The 16280-nt window shown below is 64.8% G+C and carries 16 protein-coding genes; 9 read left to right on the forward strand and 7 right to left on the reverse strand.

The window, feature by feature from the left end; all coding sequences use genetic code 11:
• Nucleotides 1-10: 10 nt before the first annotated feature.
• From ACPGXI_RS05535 to ACPGXI_RS05555, 5 genes are all read left to right on the forward strand, one after another.
• A complete protein-coding gene (locus ACPGXI_RS05535; protein ID WP_526650643.1) occupies nt 11-1168 on the forward strand; it encodes an Aq_097 family APC-type transporter in 1158 nt (385 codons plus the stop codon).
• A gap of 92 nt (nt 1169-1260) precedes the next feature.
• Entirely contained in the window at nt 1261-1908 is a 648-nt protein-coding gene (locus tag ACPGXI_RS05540; RefSeq protein WP_526650645.1) for an ABC transporter permease, read from the forward strand.
• Between the two features lies 1 nt (nt 1909).
• Nucleotides 1910-3100 (forward strand): ABC transporter ATP-binding protein, encoded by a 1191-nt coding sequence (locus tag ACPGXI_RS05545; RefSeq protein WP_526650755.1) that lies wholly within the window; start codon nt 1910-1912, stop codon nt 3098-3100.
• A 101-nt stretch (nt 3101-3201) separates the two neighbouring features.
• The gene (locus ACPGXI_RS05550) at nt 3202-3903 is read left to right on the forward strand and encodes an ABC transporter permease (protein WP_526650757.1); all 702 of its coding nucleotides are present in this window, start codon (nt 3202-3204) and stop codon (nt 3901-3903) included.
• A gap of 59 nt (nt 3904-3962) precedes the next feature.
• A complete protein-coding gene (locus tag ACPGXI_RS05555; RefSeq protein ID WP_526650759.1) occupies nt 3963-4904 on the forward strand; it encodes a glycine betaine ABC transporter substrate-binding protein in 942 nt (313 codons plus the stop codon).
• 6 nt (nt 4905-4910) lie between these two features.
• Here ACPGXI_RS05555 and ACPGXI_RS05560 read toward each other — a convergent pair whose 3' ends face one another.
• The 3 genes from ACPGXI_RS05560 to ACPGXI_RS05570 all read right to left on the reverse strand — a co-directional run bounded on the left by ACPGXI_RS05560 (nt 4911) and on the right by ACPGXI_RS05570 (nt 10254).
• Complete coding sequence (locus ACPGXI_RS05560) at nt 4911-5279, reverse strand: STAS/SEC14 domain-containing protein (RefSeq protein WP_526650647.1); 369 nt, start codon at nt 5277-5279, stop codon at nt 4911-4913.
• A 92-nt stretch (nt 5280-5371) separates the two neighbouring features.
• Entirely contained in the window at nt 5372-7864 is a 2493-nt protein-coding gene (locus tag ACPGXI_RS05565; protein WP_526650649.1) for a plasma-membrane proton-efflux P-type ATPase, read from the reverse strand.
• Between the two features lie 188 nt (nt 7865-8052).
• Nucleotides 8053-10254, reverse strand: coding sequence for a hypothetical protein (locus tag ACPGXI_RS05570; RefSeq protein WP_526650651.1), 2202 nt, complete (start codon nt 10252-10254; stop codon nt 8053-8055).
• Between the two features lie 150 nt (nt 10255-10404).
• Between ACPGXI_RS05570 and ACPGXI_RS05575 the strand changes: the two genes are divergently transcribed.
• A complete protein-coding gene (locus ACPGXI_RS05575; RefSeq protein ID WP_526650653.1) occupies nt 10405-10788 on the forward strand; it encodes a DUF202 domain-containing protein in 384 nt (127 codons plus the stop codon).
• 1 nt (nt 10789) lies between these two features.
• Nucleotides 10790-11128, forward strand: a complete 339-nt coding sequence (locus ACPGXI_RS05580) for a DUF202 domain-containing protein (protein ID WP_526650655.1) — start codon at nt 10790-10792, stop codon at nt 11126-11128.
• A 20-nt stretch (nt 11129-11148) separates the two neighbouring features.
• Here the strand turns inward: ACPGXI_RS05580 and ACPGXI_RS05585 are convergent, their stop codons facing one another.
• The 4 genes from ACPGXI_RS05585 to ACPGXI_RS05600 all read right to left on the reverse strand — a co-directional run bounded on the left by ACPGXI_RS05585 (nt 11149) and on the right by ACPGXI_RS05600 (nt 13415).
• On the reverse strand, nt 11149-11553 hold the full coding sequence (locus ACPGXI_RS05585) for a DUF302 domain-containing protein (protein WP_526650657.1): 405 nt from the start codon (nt 11551-11553) through the stop codon (nt 11149-11151).
• A 26-nt stretch (nt 11554-11579) separates the two neighbouring features.
• Nucleotides 11580-11849 carry a metal-sensitive transcriptional regulator gene (locus tag ACPGXI_RS05590; RefSeq protein ID WP_526650761.1) on the reverse strand — a complete coding sequence of 90 codons (270 nt, stop codon included), beginning with the start codon at nt 11847-11849 and terminating at the stop codon, nt 11580-11582.
• 81 nt (nt 11850-11930) lie between these two features.
• The gene (locus ACPGXI_RS05595; protein ID WP_526650659.1) at nt 11931-12815 is read right to left on the reverse strand and encodes a sulfite exporter TauE/SafE family protein; all 885 of its coding nucleotides are present in this window, start codon (nt 12813-12815) and stop codon (nt 11931-11933) included.
• Between the two features lie 6 nt (nt 12816-12821).
• Complete coding sequence (locus tag ACPGXI_RS05600) at nt 12822-13415, reverse strand: rhodanese-like domain-containing protein (protein ID WP_526650661.1); 594 nt, start codon at nt 13413-13415, stop codon at nt 12822-12824.
• Nucleotides 13416-13641: 226 nt separating this feature from the next.
• On the opposite strand from ACPGXI_RS05600, the gene ACPGXI_RS05605 reads away from it, so the two are divergent.
• Nucleotides 13642-15021 carry an MBL fold metallo-hydrolase gene (locus ACPGXI_RS05605; protein ID WP_526650663.1) on the forward strand — a complete coding sequence of 460 codons (1380 nt, stop codon included), beginning with the start codon at nt 13642-13644 and terminating at the stop codon, nt 15019-15021.
• A gap of 24 nt (nt 15022-15045) precedes the next feature.
• Entirely contained in the window at nt 15046-16245 is a 1200-nt protein-coding gene (locus ACPGXI_RS05610) for an NAD(P)/FAD-dependent oxidoreductase (RefSeq protein ID WP_526650763.1), read from the forward strand.
• Nucleotides 16246-16280: the final 35 nt, after the last annotated feature.

Consider the following 16280-nt stretch of genomic DNA (forward strand, 5'->3'; position numbering starts at 1 on the left):
GGTAACCCGCTTGCGAAAGCCAGGTACGGCGGCGGTCAGTCCTCGCGGCGTGCTGGCCGCAACCGTGACTCCGTTGGCGTCCATCCTGGGGTCGGGGCTGCTGATCGTCGTCCCGGTGCTGGAGCGGACCCTCGGTGCGTTGGCAGTGTTCGGAGCCATCGCCGTGTCGGCCGTGGCCTGGTGGGTCGGCACCGCGATCCGGCATGGCGTCCGGGTGGTGGAACCGCTCGAAGACGCTGGCGAACTGGATCACGTCACGGCCCGTCTCGGGTGGCTCGCCGACGGAGTCATCGCCGTCGCCTACGTGATCTCGGTGGCGCTGTACCTGCGCATCATGGCTGTGTATCTGATCAGCTACCTGGTGGACGGTGGTTCGGTGGTCGCCGAACGCGTCGTCGCGTGCGGGGCGGTGGTGTTGATCGTCGCCATCGGGATTGTGCGGGGATTCTCCGGGCTCGACAAGCTCGATCGGGTCACCCTGGTCGCCGTGCTCGGTTTGACCACGGTGCTGGGCGCGACGCTGTTGCTCCACAACAGACACGTGCTGCTCGGGGATGCCGAGTTGACGCTCCCGCCGATTCCCGACCAGGGCATTGTGGCGACGTTGCTGGTGCTCGGGGGAATCGTCATCACCGTGCAGGGTTTCGAAACCGTGCGCTACCTCGCCGACGAGTACAACGCCGAAACCCGCGTCTGGGCCTCGAGGTTGGCGCAGGGCATCGCCGCGTCGATCTACGTGGGCTTCGTTTTGGTGGCGACGCCCGTGATGGGTTTGGGCACTGATGCCGGCGCCGACGAAACCCTGCTGGACATCACGGCTCGCGTCGCACCGTTCCTCGCGTTTCCGCTCGTCGCATCTGCGGTCCTGAGCCAGTTCAGCGCCGCCGTCGCCGACACCGCCGCAGTCGACGGGGACCTGCGTCGACTGTCCCCTTGGATGAGTGGACCCAGGCCGTTCCTCGTCGGCGGGTTCGCCGCGATCGCGCTGGCCGCGACCGTGGACACCTACCTGATCGTGGCTCTCGCCTCCCGCGCCTTCGCCGCTTACTACGCGATCCAGGCGGTCGTTGCGCTGCGTACCACCGAATCGCTGCCGAAGAAGATCGGTTTCGGCGTGCTCGCCGCTCTCATGTGTTCCGTCACCCTGTTCGCACAGCCAGTCGGCTGAAGGCCGGCCTGACCATCCGTGGAGTACACGAGACAGGCAGGCGGAAATGTGACAGGTTGGTGCAAACGACACTGTGAGGCATCAGTAATTTCATGAGCTTGGCCGAATTCGTCCAAGACCGCTGGACGGTCTTGTCGTTCCTGGCCTACCAGCATATGAGCCTCGTCGTTCAGACTCTGGCCATCGCCACGGTGATCGCGGTCATCATCGGTGTGCTCATCTACCGCTCTCCCTGGGGCGTGGCCGCGGGCAATACCGTTACCGCCGTCGCTCTGACAATCCCGTCGTATGCCCTGATGGGAGTGCTTGTCGGCGTCGTCGGCCTGGGCGTGCTGCCGTCGGTGATCATGCTGTCGTTCTTCGGGGTGTTCCCGATTCTGCGCAACGTCGTCGTCGGGCTCTCCGGTGTGGACCAGACGCTGGTGGAATCGGCGCGCGGGATGGGGATGAGCAGGATGAGCACCCTGCTGCGACTGGAGCTGCCGCTGGCTTGGCCGGTGATCATGACCGGTGTGCGGGTGTCGGCCCAGATGCTGATGGGCATCGCGGCGATTGCGGCGTTCGCGCTCGGGCCGGGGCTCGGCGGTTACATTTTCTCCGGAATCTCCAGGATGGGTGGCGCCAACGCGACCAACTCCATCGTGGCGGCCACCGTCGGCATCCTCATCTTGGCCGTCATCCTCGACACCGTGCTCAACATCCTCACCCGACTCACCACTGCAAGGGGAATCCGTGTCTGACCTGGCGACATCCGATCGAGTCGAGCTCGACGAGTCGGCGCCGGCCGGCGCCGCTCGCATCCTGCTCGATGGTGTGACCAAACGCTACGGCGATACCTCGAGCCCCGCGGTGGACAACGTCACCATCGAAATCCCGGCCGGGGAGATCGTGATGTTCGTCGGGCCTTCCGGCTGCGGAAAGACCACGACCATGAAGATGATCAACCGCCTGATCGAGCCGACGAGCGGTCGGATTCTGATCGGCGACGACGACGTGACCCAGCGAAACCCCGACGAACTGCGTCGCCATATCGGCTATGTCATCCAGGGAGCCGGGCTGTTTCCGCACTTCACCGTGGGGGACAACATCGCGATCGTTCCCCGCCTGCTCAAATGGGACAAGAAGCGCATCGCCGACCGGGTCGACGAGTTGCTCGATCTGGTCAGCCTCGATCCCGCGCAATACCGGGACCGCTATCCCCGGGAGCTGTCGGGCGGGCAGCAGCAGCGGGTGGGCGTGGCTCGGGCGCTGGCCGCCGACCCTCCGGTTCTGCTGATGGACGAGCCTTTCGGCGCAGTGGACCCGATCACCCGTCAACGACTGCAGGACGAACTACTGCGCCTGCAGGACGAACTTCGCAAGACCATCGTCTTCGTCACCCACGACTTCGACGAGGCGGTCAAGCTGGGTGACCGAATCGCGATCCTGCAGGCCGGCTCCAAGATCGTCCAATACGACACCCCGGAAGCAATCCTCACCAATCCCGCCAACGACTTCGTCCGCGATTTCGTGGGCGCCGGGGCGGCCCTCAAGCAGCTGACCCTCAGCCGGATCCGCGATGTCGAACTACACGAGGCGGCCGTGGCTCACATCGGCGACGATCCGGCCTCAGCGGCGCGTTCCGCGCGAGCGATCGATCGGGAGCACGTGGTCGTGTTGGATGCGCAGGAGCGTCCCCAACGATGGGTGTCGCTGGACGAGCTTGCCAATCCCCGATCGCTGACGAAGGTGTCGCGTGATGAGGACCTCGCGTGCGTCAATCTCGCTTCGACGCTCAACGATGCGCTCGACGAGATGCTGACGTCATCGCACGGCGTCGTGGTGGTCACCGGTCGGCGCAACGCCTACCAGGGCGTGATTCGGGTGGAGACCATCATGGATGCGATCTCCGGCGGGCGCAGCGCCGTGCGTGCGGGGGAGCCGACCCGGTGAGCACAGCGGTGACCGACCGCGACGGCGCTGACCTCGACGGCGCTGACCTCGACCGCGCCGCGGCCGACGGTGGAGCCCGACGGCTCGGCCTCGGCCGCTGGATCCTGCAGCCGCTGGCGTGCGTTGCGGCGGTGGCCGGTTGCCTCATCTACGTTCAGCTCGCCGACGTGTCCGCATCAGAACAGCGGTCGCTCGGGGTGCCGAACCTGTTGACGCTGCTGCAGGAGCACCTGACTGTCAGCCTGGCGGCCACTGTGCTGACGTGTGTGATCGCGATACCGCTGGGGATAGCCTTGACGCGCGGTGGCATGCGGCGTTATTCCAAGCCGATCATCACCGTCGCCGGCTTCGGACAGGCCGCGCCGGCGATCGGCCTGATCGCACTCGGCGCCGTGATCTTCGGCATCGGTCCGCTGGGCGCGGTCGTCGCCCTCGTCGTTTACGGCGCCCTTCCGATTGTGGCCAACACGGTGACCGGTCTCGACGGTGTCGATCCGCGACTGGTGGAGGCCGGACGTGGAATGGGAATGTCGAGCGCAGCAACGCTGCTGCGAGTGGAACTACCGTTGTCGATGCCGGTAATCATCGCCGGGGTCCGCACTGCGCTGGTGCTGATCGTCGGTACCGCCGCGCTGGCGTCGTTCACCGGATCCGGCGGATTGGGTCAGCTGATCACCACCGGCATCAAGTTGCAACAGACCGTCACGCTGATCGTCGGCGCCGTTCTTGTTGCCGCGCTTGCGCTTTTCATCGACTGGCTGGCTCGCGTCGTCGAAATGCTCGCCGCGCCGAAAGGACTGTGATCAGCATGCAGACCTCCGTCGCGCGATGGCCCCGCCGTCGGCACCGGCGTGGCCTGAGGATGCTCATCGGGAGCGTCGCCGCGGCTATGGCGCTGGTCGGCTGTGGGCTGGAGTCCGCGAGCGGGACGGTGCTCCAGGCGGAGCCGGGGTCGATCCAGCACTATGACTCACTCGACGGCGTCAAAATCACAGTAGCGGCAAAGGATTTCACCGAGCAGTTGATCCTCGGCAATATGCTTTCGATCATCCTCAACGCGGCCGGCGCGGATGTCACCAACATGACCAACACCCCGGGCAGCTTCGGCGTCCGACAAGCCCTGATCAGTGGCGACGCCGACGTGGCGCCGGAGTACACCGGCACCGGGTGGATCAACTACCTCGGTCACGAAGACCCCATCAAGGGCTCGGAAGCGCAGTGGCGCGCGGTCAATGAGGAGGACCGGGCCAACGGGCTGACCTGGCTTCCACCCGCGCCGATGAACAACACCTACGCATTCGCAATTCGGGAGTCAGCCGCTGAGCGACTCGGGGTCACCAAGCTTTCAGATCTCGCCAAGCTACCCCGGTCGGAGCTGACCTTCTGCGTGGAGAGCGAGTTCGCAAGCCGCAACGATGGATTCGTGCCGATGCTGGAGACCTACGGTCTGTCCAAAGCCGACCTGGGTGATGTGATAACGCTGGACACCGGTGTCATCTATACGGCAACTGCTCAGGGCGAATGCAACTTTGGTGAGGTGTTCACCACCGACGGTCGAATTCCGGCGTTGGACCTGCGGGTGCTCGAAGACGACAAACAGTTCTTCCCGCTCTACAACCTCACCGAAGTGGTCAATTCCGACCTGCTTGCCAAGCACCCGGAACTGGCAGAGATCTTCGGGCAGCTGAACCCGAAACTCACCAACGAGGTGATGCTGGCCCTCAACGCCAGGGTCGACAACGACGGCGAAGATCCCGCGCTGGTAGCGCGGTCCTGGCTGGTCAAAGAGGGATTGCTGTCCTAGGGTGACCTACGCCGCACCGATGATCCACTGCCTGGCCTGCTCCATCTGATCCGCGGGGAACGCGCGAATCTCCGCAGTGATGAAATGAGACGCTAGGTGCTCGGCGAAATCGCCGAGGTGCGAGTCGGTGACGACGGCAACCTTCTTGACATGCTTTTGGTGATCGCGCACAAATCGTATGTGAGTCACCAGGGCCCCGAAACTGTCCCAGCCGGGAAAGTGGGGCGCGTCGATGATGAGGCCGGCGAGATCGCCGCCGGCTTCGATTTGGGGGTCAACGACTTTGGCCAGTTCGGCAAAGTCGTTCTTGTCCAGCGATGACTGCGGCCTCACCCTCAGGACCGAGTGGGTGGTGTCCAGTTCATAATCGATCATCTCTGCTCCTCGCTCGTGGACGTCTCTTCAATCGTCGGCCTTGCGTGAGCCGGACAGCAGCAGAACAAAGACACCTTGCGGAGGGCCTTTGGTCAGTTCTCGCCGGCGGGTACCGCGCTGCGGCCCCTTTGTTCTCCCGTCCGGTCGAGGACTCGGTAGGCCAGAAGTTTCACCCGGTCGGTGACCAGCGCCCATACCAGGGCGTACCCCCAGACGAATAGGGCCCAACCCCAGCCCAGGGGGGTCATGAACAGTCCGTAGACGGCGATGACAGTGGCGATGCACTGAGTCCCCAGCACGGCGATCCACAGGACGGGAGCCGGCCGGATCGACCAGAACGGGCCTCGGGTACGGGTCAGGAAAATCGTCAGGTGCCCGGCCACCGACAACATGAGATACATCATCGTCTGCAGCTGCGGACGGTCCAGTTCGAAGACCCGATCGCCCAGATAGAACAACCCGAAGGAGGCCACCGGCCCGACCACACCCAGGACGGTGGCGATCCCGAGCACAGTCCGCATGTCCCAGACTTCGGGCCGGTTGCGGTACCGGACACGGTCGTAGGCGATGGACAGGATCGCACCGTCGTTGAGCAGCGCGAGAATCACGATCATGACTGCAGTCAAGGGATAAAAGTTGAACACCAGGATGGTCAGCGTGATGAACAGCAGCACGCGCAGCGTTTCGGCGATGCGGTAGATCGCGTAGCTGTTCATTCGTTGGAAGATCCGTCGGCTCTCGCGGATCGCGTCGATGATCACCGACAGACCGGGGGTCAGCAGCACGATGTCGGCGGCAGCCCGGGCCGCATCATTGGCGCCGGACACCGCGATACCGCAGTCGGCTTGCTTCAACGCGGGCGCGTCGTTGACACCGTCGCCGGTCATCCCGACGATATGGCCCCGATGCTGCAGGACATCCACGATGTGGAACTTGTGTTCGGGGTACACCTGCGCGAAACCGCCGGCGCTCTCGACGGATTCGATCAACGCGATCGACTCGTCCCCCTGCGCGTCGCCCAACTCTGTTGCGCCGCGGATGTCACCGGCGAGCCCGACCTTCGTGGCGGTCTCCTTCGCGATCGCCAACGCGTCGCCGGTGACCATCTTGATGCCCACGCCCATCTGGCGGGCCGCGGTGATGGTGGACGCGGCGTCGGGGCGGGGCGGGTCGAACAGGGGGAGCACTCCCAGGAAGCGCCACGGACCGTCGGCCTCCGCGCGGGCCACGCCCAGTGCGCGGAAGCCGCGGGCCGCGAATCCGTCGACTACGCGGGTGATCTCGTCAGTAACGTGTGTATCGGGGCACATCGCCAGGATCACCTGCGGCGCGCCCTTGCTGACCCGGAACGTTGCCCCCGGGGCGGCCTCGACCGCGGCTTCGGTGCGCTTGTGGACCGGATCGAACGGCTGGAAGTGGGCCACCTGGTAGGCGTCGAGGGCGGTGGCGTCGGGCAGGGCGCCGAGGATCGCCAGGTCGATCGGGTCGTTGTTGTCGGCCCGGGAGGCCAACGCGGCGTTGAGAACCACCTCGCCGGCATCGACACCGCCGACGCTGAATGGTTCGCCGAGGGTAAGCGCGTTCTGGGTCAGGGTGCCGGTCTTGTCGGCGCACAGCACATCAACCCCGGCAAGCTCCTCGATGGCGACAAGCCGGCTGACCACCGCCTGCTTCTTGGCCAGCAGTCGCGCCCCGACCGCCATCGTCACCGATAGCACCGTCGGCATCGCCACCGGGATGGCCGCGACGGTCAGGACCAGTGCGAATTGCAGCGTGGTGAGCACCGCGTTCCCGCGCATCAGGGATGCGGCCACGATCACCGCGACCAGCACTACCGCAAGAAGAATCAGGTAGTTGCCGATCTTGAGGACCGCGCGCTGGAAATGGCTGACAGTGTGGGCGTCTTGGACCAGTTCGGCGGTCTGCCCGAAGTAGGTGCCCGCGCCTGTGGCGTAGACCAGCGCGCCGATCTCCCCGCGGCGGATGATGGATCCGGAGAACACGGCCTCCCCGTGGCCGACACTGACCGGAAGGGACTCGCCCGTCAGCGCAGACTGATCCACCTCTATCGGGTCACCGGCGAGCAGTCGGGCGTCAGCGGGCACGATGTCGCCCAGGCGCAGTCGAATTGCATCGCCAGGAACCAGATCCCGTGCCGGGAGCGTGCGCCAACGGTGGTCGCGCTGGACCCGGGCGTCGATCGCCAGTTTGGCTTTCAGCGCATCGATGGCGTTGCCCGCCTGATACTCCTCCCAGGAGCCAACCACCGCGTTGGCGATCAGCAGCACCAGGATGATGAAGAAGTCGGGCCAGTGGCCGACCACCCCGGACAGGATGACAGCGACCTCGATCATCCAGGGGATGGGGCCCCAGAAGTAGGAGAGGAACTTCAGCACCGGGTTGGTCTTGTGATCGGCGATCTCATTGGGACCGTACTGGGCCAACCGGGCACTCGCCTCGGCCTCGCTCAAGCCGTCCGCCGAGCTGTTGAGCATCTTCTCAACCTCGGCGAGGGGAAGTGTCTTCAAACTCTCGCGGCCTTCGGATGTCGGCACAGTCGGTAGTGTCCTTGCCTCGATGGTCATGTCGGATAAGGCCTCTGGTCGTCCTCGTCGGGCCGGGCGGAGCTCTGCACCAGCGCACGACGCGTTCGCCTGCAAGTTTGGTGACCAGCGGCGATCGCAGCACTGACGTTAGGACCCGGCCGGCTTGGGAGACAGGGCCATTGGTAACCAACCGGTGCGGCCGTGCTGCTCGTGGGACTCGCGGAACCTCAGGCTTGTGGGTAAGGCGCCCAACGCTTGTCGAAGCCGGCCCTGCGCGCTGCCAGCTGCGCCGCCCGCTCCTCGGGTGTCACGAAAACCGTGCCCGCCGGCAGGTGGTCCTCGAGATCCTCAAGCTTGGCCAAGACCGATTGGACTCCCGGTTCGGCCATCGAGTTGGGGTCGAGGTTCTGGAAGCGCATCGAGATGATTCCCTGGTTCAACCCGCCGGTGGAAATCCAGTTGGCCACGGCGGGATCAGCGATCGAGACCACCATGGTGTATGTCCCATCCGGGTTGGCGACGGCCTGGTCGTTGTTCAGGCTCGTCTGCTCGTTCCAGTAGTCGTCGGTGATCGTCCAGACGTTGTAGGCCGGAACTGTGACGAATCCGGCGTTTCCTGGGTCGATGGTCAGCACAAGGGCCTCGTCATCGGCCAGTTGGAAATAGCCGTTACTTTGCAATTGGTTGGCCAGGAACTCTGCGTTGCTCGCCGGTTGCGTCATCACATTTGGCGGACGGAGCTCACCAGTGTCGGTGTCGGTGGTCGCCAGCGCCATGTACTCGGCTTCCTGGTTGGTTCCCCTGACCAGCATGATCGTGGCGGCCAGCGGACCGGTCACAAATGGTGTCTCGGCGATGCCCAGCGGGGGGATGAGTGACACCAGCGACGTCAAGAACGGGCTGTCGTTGACCAGCGCGCCGAGGAACACGAACCCGCCCAGTTGGGCGAACAGACTATTGGGTGGCCCCTCGACCCGGTGTACGGCGAGCTCCATCGGCTCCTCGATATCCCAGTCGCCCAACGTGTTTCGGGCCGCGATCAGGGTAGAGCTGGAGGTCAGCTGCAGATGGTTCTTCTGCCCGGGTGCCGCGGGTTCACCACTGACGGTGATGACGAACGTGCCGTCCGCACTGACGTCGATATCCTGCAAACTCAGGATCGTCGATGTCGTGCCCGCGAGTCCTTCGAGCACACTGAAGGTGGTGTCGGCGGGGATACCTTCGTACATCCGTCCGGTCAGAACGTACTCCGAGGTCTTGTTGACCGGAATGAAGCGGTAGATGGTGTCCGGGTTGTCGTAGAGCAGGCGCGAGCCGTCGACGTCGAGGCCGTACCAGTTGTGTGGCGGCGCGACCTGGGTGACCACCGCTGGATTCATGGGGTTGAGGATCTGCTGTTGGAACGCCGCTGCGAGCGCGTACTCGTCGACCGCGTCGTCCAGTGCAGCCCGGTTAGCCTCGTCGGGGCCACCGACGAGTGCGAACTGCTCCTTGGCCGCCGCGAGGAAGCCCCAACGCAGAAGCACTTTCATGACGGCCACCGGTAGGGACTTGGCGGTCTCCATGGCCATCCGTTCGCGGGCGATCTGCTCCGGGGTGCCCAGCGGACTGACCTGGTTGCTCAACTCGATGTCGGCGCTGTTCTGCTGCGCGGTGGCCTGACCGGCGGCTGTTGGATCGTCTGCTGTTGGATCGTGTGCGGTTGGATCGACCTCGGTGCCGACCTGGCGTCGCGGGTAGGCCACCACCGCTGCTTGGGCCAGGGCGGCCACCGGGGCATTGGGATCCTCGACGTCCGACTGGGCGAACGAGGCGTGCTGCGGCGCCCCGACGGTCAAGGTCTCGGTGGCGGCCGCGGCCCGGTCTTCGTCGACGGCCATCTCCTGGGGCGCGCTCTGGCTGCCGCCGGGAGACTGCAGGGCGGAGTAGCCGGTCGAGGCGCCAGTGTCGTCCGACTCGTCATCGACGTAGGCCAGGTCTTCTGTCTCTGCCCCCGCGGCGGTCTCAGTCTCGGTTTCTGCCCCCGCGGCGGTCTCAGTCTCGGTTTCTGCCCCCGCGGCGGTCTCGGTCTCGGCGTCGGCGAATGCGTTGTCGGAGTCGTCGCCGTCCGAATCACGTTGGTCGCTGGGCGCGGTGTCGTTCTCCGGGCTTGTCGTAGTGCGCTCGTTCGACGCACCCGATTCACTCGACGCACCCGATTCACTCGACGCACCCGATTCACTCGAGTCACTGGACGAACCAGACGACGATGAGCCGTCGCTGTCTGCGTGTGCGTCCGGCATGGCGAGCGCCGCTCCGACTCCGAGAAATACCGCGAGTGCGCCGACCCGGCCGATGAACCTGGCGTACCCCGTTGCAGGCCGGGGTTCTGTTGCAGGCCGGGGTTCTTTGGTGAGCCCTTCGGCCGGGTGAGTCGGTGGACGACGCATGTCGCCTCCTCAGAGCGTGGCGCGGGTCACTAGGTCTTATCAGGTGTAGCAGGAGTAACAGGCAAGAGCAACGCTGCGTACTTCGGCACCTGCCGCCCGGTGTGGACGTACGCTGCTACCAATGATGAGCGCCCCAGAAAATGCGGTTTCATGAGTTCTGCCGATCGCGAACGATCCTCCGAAGTCATCGACCAACAGGAACCCGACTATCGGTTCACACTGGCGAACGAGCGGACCTTCCTGGCCTGGATACGCACCTCGCTGGCCTTGATCGCCGGCGGTATCGCGGTCGTGCAGTTCGTGCCGGAATTCGGCATTCCCGGCGTGCGGCATGGCCTGAGCTTGGTACTGACCGCCGGGGGTGGCTTGCTGGCGGCGCAAGCGGTACGGCGCTGGCAACTCGTGCAGGCCGCGATGCGCCGCGACCAGGATCTGCCACGCACCCACGTGCCGCTGATGCTCGGCGGCGCGATCTTCGCGGTGACCGTGGTGGTACTGGTGGTGGTGGTCGTCGGGCCGCCGACCGGGCCTTGAGATGCCCGGTTGGGAACTCACCAAGCCGGGCCTGCCGGCGGAACGCACTCTGTTGTCCTGGGAGAGAAGCGCATTCGGCTTCTTGGTAGGCGGCGCGCTGGTTTTGCTTCGTCAGCACGGCCCGCTCGGTCCGGCGCGGACCGCGCTGGCGCTCGGCGCGGCGGTGCTCGCGCTGATTGTCCTGGGGCTCGGGTACCGGCGATCGCATCAGATCAGAACCAGCCCGGTGGTCTCGGACCGAGTTGTGATGATGGCCCCGCGCAATGAGGTTTTCGTGCTCGGGGGCGCCACGGTCAGCTTCGCGACGGCAATCCTGGTGGCGCTGCTGTTCCTACCGTGAACGGCCGTCGGGGAGAACCATCAGTGCGCCCCGAGGGAGTCGATCGCGGTTTGCAGCTTGGCGGCGGCTTCGTCGGCGACCGCGCGCAGTCCCGGCCCGTCTGAAAGCTGCACCATCACCTGAGGGTTCATTGCGTCGACGATCACCGTGTCGCCGCCGGCGGATGTATCGCTGCGCACGACAACATTGCAGGGCAACAGCAACCCGATCTGGCGATCAGCATCGACCGCACGGTGGGCCAGCGGCGGATTGCAGGCCCCGAGGATGAGGTAGTCCTCCATGTCCTCGTCCAGTTTCGCCTTCAGGGTGGCTTTCATGTCGATCTCGGTCAGCACTCCGAAACCCTGCTCGGCCAGTGCGTTACGGGTACGTGCCACCGCATCCTCAAACGTTGTGTTCAGCGTCGTTGACAGTGCGTAGCTCACAATTTCTCCAATTCTCGTTGTGCTCGTCAGGCCAGGGCCAAGAACAGCTTCTCCAGCTCGACTTCAGTCATCGGTTGCTGTCCGTCAACCGCTTCTCCGGTAAGGCATTCCCGCAATCCGGTCGCGACAATCTTGAATCCCGCCTTGTCCAGAGCGCGCGACACCGCAGCCAGCTGCGTCACGACGTCCTTGCAGTCGCGACCCTGTTCGATCATCGAGATAACCCCGGATAGCTGTCCCTGGGCCCGGCGCAACCGATTGAGCACCGCGACGACTGCATCCTCGTCACCAACCATGGTGTAGCTCCCTTCTTCTGACACGGAATGTTCGGTAGCCACTGAGGCCATGGTACCCGCGGGGGTATTGCACCGGGGGCGTCATGCGGCAGTCCGGCCGGCGACCAGTGATCTGATGCGACGTAGAGGGCAGCGATCGTAGCGAGTACACGCGATCGCCATGGCCCCGGCGATCGCCGTGAGCACCACGGCCGCGATGCCGACGCTCAAGTGAATCTCTTGGGCCAGGATGACCGCGGCCATCGTGAGTACGAACCAGCCGAAGCCCTTTCGTAGTGCATCGGGGTTGATAATCGCCGTCAGGCGGGCACCGACGAGAGCGCCCAGCACAGCAGCGGCGGTGACGGCCAGGGCCAGTGCCCAGTCGATCTGAACGCTGGCCAGGTATCCGCCGAGTCCGGCGAACGACTTCATCGCGATGACGACCAGCGAGGTGCCGACTGCGACGGGCATCGGCAGCCCGCCCAGCAGCGCGAGCGCCGGCACCACCAGGAATCCGCCACCAGCGCCGACCAGTCCGGTTACCAGACCGACGACCAGACCCTCGGCGATGATCTTCGGTACGGGAAGTTGATGATGCCCGCTCTCGTCGACCGCCGGGGTGGTGGGATCTTTGCGTCCGCGCAGCATCGCGATGGCGGTGGCGACCATCACGACGGCGAAGCCGATGAGAAGGAAGGATCCGGGGATGAAGCGCGCCAGGAGACCCCCGCCGTAGGCACCGGCCATTCCCGCCGCGCCGAAGACCAGACCAGTGCGCCATTGCACATGACCGGCCCGGGCGTGCGAGATCGCCCCGATCGCGCTGGTGACGCCGACGACCAGCAACGAGGTTGCGATGGCCTGTTTGGCGTCCATGCCCGCGACGTAGGCGAGAAGCGGCACGGTCAGGATCGAACCTCCGCCGCCCAACAGCCCCAGCGCAATGCCGACGAAGACGGCCAGGCCGATGGTGAGCGCGATCATGTCCGGCTAGTCCTTTATCGGGACGGTGTTGTCGATGCCGACGAGTTGGGACACGATGCTCTGGGCATCGCAGGTAGCGCCCCGGTTGTAGGGCAGCTTGGACAGTGCCACGCCCATCGCGCAGGTGTTGGTCAGCGACGCGAATGTCAGTCCGCCGCCGATCCCGGCCGCCACCCACTTGAGCTTGGGAACGGCGATGCTGGCCAGGATGCTGGAGAGCACCACCGAGCCGGCGACGAGGCGGACTTGACGCTCGAGGTCCCAGCGTTGGGCCCCGCGGTTGACCGCGAAGCCGTTGGCCTCCCAGGCGCTGATGCCGCCGGCAAGGATGTGCACGTTGGGCAAACCGACATCGCGCAGCGTCTCCTCGGCTTGGGCGGCACGCTGGCCCGAGCGGCAGACCAGGACGACGTCCTCGTCGAGATGCTGGGTGATCTCATTGCGGTGCTCACGCAGGAGGTCCAGCGGCACGTTGTAGGACCCGGCGATGTGGGCGGTCTCGAACTCGCCTGGGGTCCGGACGTCGAGCACTCGGGGTGGCGTGGCCGATGTGAGCAGTTCGCCGAGGTTCTGCGAATCGATGATGGCGGGCGCGGTCATGGATAGGTCCTTTCTGTACAGCGGGCCGGGGTAGCTTCCTGATACCGCCTGGGGTATGTTCTGCCCTATGGTACACATACCCCGGGGGGTACATGCAAGCGGGAATTTCCAGCCGTGCGTCAGCATTTGATATACCCATAGGGGTATATACACTCCGCACCGAGAAAGCAAGAACACCGCCATTCAAGAGCACACAGAGCACCCGCCCAACGAAAGGACCGCCGACATGAAGTTCATCCAGTACTACCTGGACTGCTTGTCCCATGCGTCGTATTTGATTGCCGACGAGACGACCGGGCGTGCAGTCGTTGTCGACCCGCAGCGCGATGTGTCCGAGTATCTGTCCGACGCCAAGGAGTTGGGCTTCACGATCGAACTCGTCATCGAAACCCACTTCCACGCCGACTTCCTGTCGGGCCACTTGGAGTTGGCAGAGGCCACCGGAGCGAAGATCGTGTACTCCTCGGTCGCCGAGACCGAGTTCGAGTCGATGGGCGTTGCCGACGGAGAGCGCTATTCGCTGGGTGAGGTGACGCTGGAATTCCGCCACACGCCGGGACACACCCCCGAGTCGGTGAGCATCGTGGTCTACGAGCACCCCGGCGACGCGGTTCCCTACGGCGTGCTGACCGGCGATGCGCTGTTCATCGGTGACGTCGGCCGGCCCGACCTTCTGGCCTCGATCGGCTTCACCCGGGAGGAGTTGGCCGACAAGCTCTACGACTCGCTGCACAACAAGCTGATGACGCTGCCCGATGCCACCAAGGTGTATCCGGCCCACGGTGCGGGTTCGGCGTGCGGCAAGAACCTGTCCACCGAACTGTGGTCGACCATGGGGGAGCAGAAGGAGACCAACTACGCCCTGCGCGCCCCCGACAAGGCCACCTTCATGGAGCTGGTCACCGAAGGGCAGCCGCCCGCGCCGAATTACTTCGTCTACAACGCGGTCCTCAACCGGCAGGACCGTGAACTGCTAGACGAGGCCGAGATGCCGGCGGCGCTGTCCTATGAGCAGGTCCTGGAAGCGATCGCGGGAGGCGCTGTTCTGGTGGACGGGCGTGGCCCCGAGGAGTTCGCGACCGGCCATCTGCGTCAGGCCATCAATATCGGGCTGGAGGGCCGCTACGCCGAGTTCGCCGGATCAGTCCTGCCTTCTGACGTGGACATCGTGCTCTTCACCGACCCAGGCCATGAGCTCGTGGCCAAGAATCGGCTGGCCCGGATCGGCTTCGATCGGGTGATCGGGTACTTGGACCGGCCGTTTGAGACGATGTTCAACCATCCTGACGACGTGCAGGCTGGATCGAGGTTGACCGCGAAGGCATTCGACGACCGGGCCTCGGAGTTGACCGAACTGCAGATCGTCGATGTGCGCAACCCGGGTGAACTCGCCGTGGGCATCATCCCGAACGCGATCGCCATTCCAGTGGGTCAACTGCCGGACCGGCTGAGCGAACTGAACGCCACCAAGCCGACTGTCGTCTACTGCGCCGGCGGTTATCGTTCCTCGGTGGCCGCGAGTCTGCTGCGGCAGCGAGGGTTCGCCGACGTCAGCGATATCGTGGGTGGCTTCGGCGCCTGGGAAGACAGGCACCAGCATGCGTGAGCTGGTAGACGAAGGGAAAAGGTCATAGCTGCCGCAAAACACCGGGCACTCATCATCGGCGGCGGAACCGCCGGCATATCGGTCGCCGCCCGACTGCTCCGCAAGGGCCACTCCGATGTCGCGGTTATCGAGCCGTCCGACCTGCACTACTACCAGCCGATGTGGACCCTTGTCGGTGGCGGCCAGGCGAAGGCAGCGACGAGTGCCCGGTCGGAGGGCTCGGTCATGCCCAAGGCTGCGGCATGGATCAAGAATGCCGCCGCAACTATTGACCCCGACGGCAGGACGGTCACCTGCACCGATGGTGCGGTCTACGAGTACGACGTGCTCGTGGTCTGTCCGGGTATCCAGCTGGACTGGAATCGGACCGACGGATTGCCGGAGGCGCTCGGCAAGGGCGGTGTGTCGTCGAATTACCTGTTCGACCTGGCTCCGCGCACGTGGGACTTCATCCGCGAGTTACGTTCGGGCAGTGCGGTGTTCGCGATGCCGTCGGGGCCGATCAAGTGCGCCGGGGCGCCGCAGAAGATCGCCTACCTCGCCAGCGACTACTGGCGATCTCAGGGTGTCCTCGACGACATCGACGTGCACCTCGTGGTGCCGACGCCGCGGCTGTTCGGCATCCCGGCGATTGCCGACAGCCTCGAGGCGATCGCCGCTGACTACGGCATCACCGTGCACACCAATGCCGAGGTGACCTCCATCGACGCGGCGGCGCACAAGGTCGGGGTGACAGGTGTCGGGGAAGCTGGATCCGACACCATGCTGGCCTACGACGTGCTTCATGCCGTGCCACGCCAATCCGCGCCGGATTGGATCAAATCCAGCGCGCTGTCGACCGGTGACGCCAACGGATATGTCGACATCGACAAGCACACGATGCAGCATGTGCGTTATCCCAACATCTTCAGCCTCGGCGATGCCGGATCGTCACCGAACTCCAAGACCGGGGCCGCGATTCGCAAGCAGGCTCCCGTCGTGGTCGCCAACGTCGATTCATTGCTGCGGGGCCGACCATTGGCCGCGCGATACGACGGGTACGCGTCATGCCCCTTCGTTACGTCCTCGCACGCGATGCTGCTGGCGGAGTTCGACTACGACATGAAAATTACGCCGTCGTTCCCGGTGATCGACCCGACCAAGCCGCACCGTAGCTACTGGTACCTCAAGAAGTACGGTCTGCCGTTCATGTACTGGAACCTGATGCTCAAGGGGCTGGCTTAAGAAGAACTGGCTTGGGAATAATCAGTGACACTGCT

Origin of the sequence: Mycobacterium sp., assembly GCF_049608025.1 — a bacterium.
In the GTDB taxonomy this organism is placed as follows: domain Bacteria; phylum Actinomycetota; class Actinomycetes; order Mycobacteriales; family Mycobacteriaceae; genus Mycobacterium.

Bases quoted from the DNA above. Each gene is read 5' to 3' on its own strand.
- ACPGXI_RS05560 (WP_526650647.1), bottom strand. From the start codon at position 5,279: ATGATCGATTATGAACTGGACACCACCCACTCGGTCCTGAGGGTGAGG.
- ACPGXI_RS05600 (WP_526650661.1), bottom strand. From the start codon at position 13,415: ATGACCGCGCCCGCCATCATCGATTCGCAGAACCTCGGCGAACTGCTC.
- ACPGXI_RS05555 (WP_526650759.1), top strand. From the start codon at position 3,963: ATGCTCATCGGGAGCGTCGCCGCGGCTATGGCGCTGGTCGGCTGTGGG.
- ACPGXI_RS05570 (WP_526650651.1), bottom strand. From the start codon at position 10,254: ATGCGTCGTCCACCGACTCACCCGGCCGAAGGGCTCACCAAAGAACCC.
- ACPGXI_RS05590 (WP_526650761.1), bottom strand. From the start codon at position 11,849: ATGGTTGGTGACGAGGATGCAGTCGTCGCGGTGCTCAATCGGTTGCGC.
- ACPGXI_RS05540 (WP_526650645.1), top strand. From the start codon at position 1,261: ATGAGCTTGGCCGAATTCGTCCAAGACCGCTGGACGGTCTTGTCGTTC.
- ACPGXI_RS05595 (WP_526650659.1), bottom strand. From the start codon at position 12,815: ATGATCGCGCTCACCATCGGCCTGGCCGTCTTCGTCGGCATTGCGCTG.
- ACPGXI_RS05565 (WP_526650649.1), bottom strand. From the start codon at position 7,864: ATGACCATCGAGGCAAGGACACTACCGACTGTGCCGACATCCGAAGGC.
- ACPGXI_RS05575 (WP_526650653.1), top strand. From the start codon at position 10,405: ATGAGTTCTGCCGATCGCGAACGATCCTCCGAAGTCATCGACCAACAG.
- ACPGXI_RS05605 (WP_526650663.1), top strand. From the start codon at position 13,642: ATGAAGTTCATCCAGTACTACCTGGACTGCTTGTCCCATGCGTCGTAT.
- ACPGXI_RS05580 (WP_526650655.1), top strand. From the start codon at position 10,790: ATGCCCGGTTGGGAACTCACCAAGCCGGGCCTGCCGGCGGAACGCACT.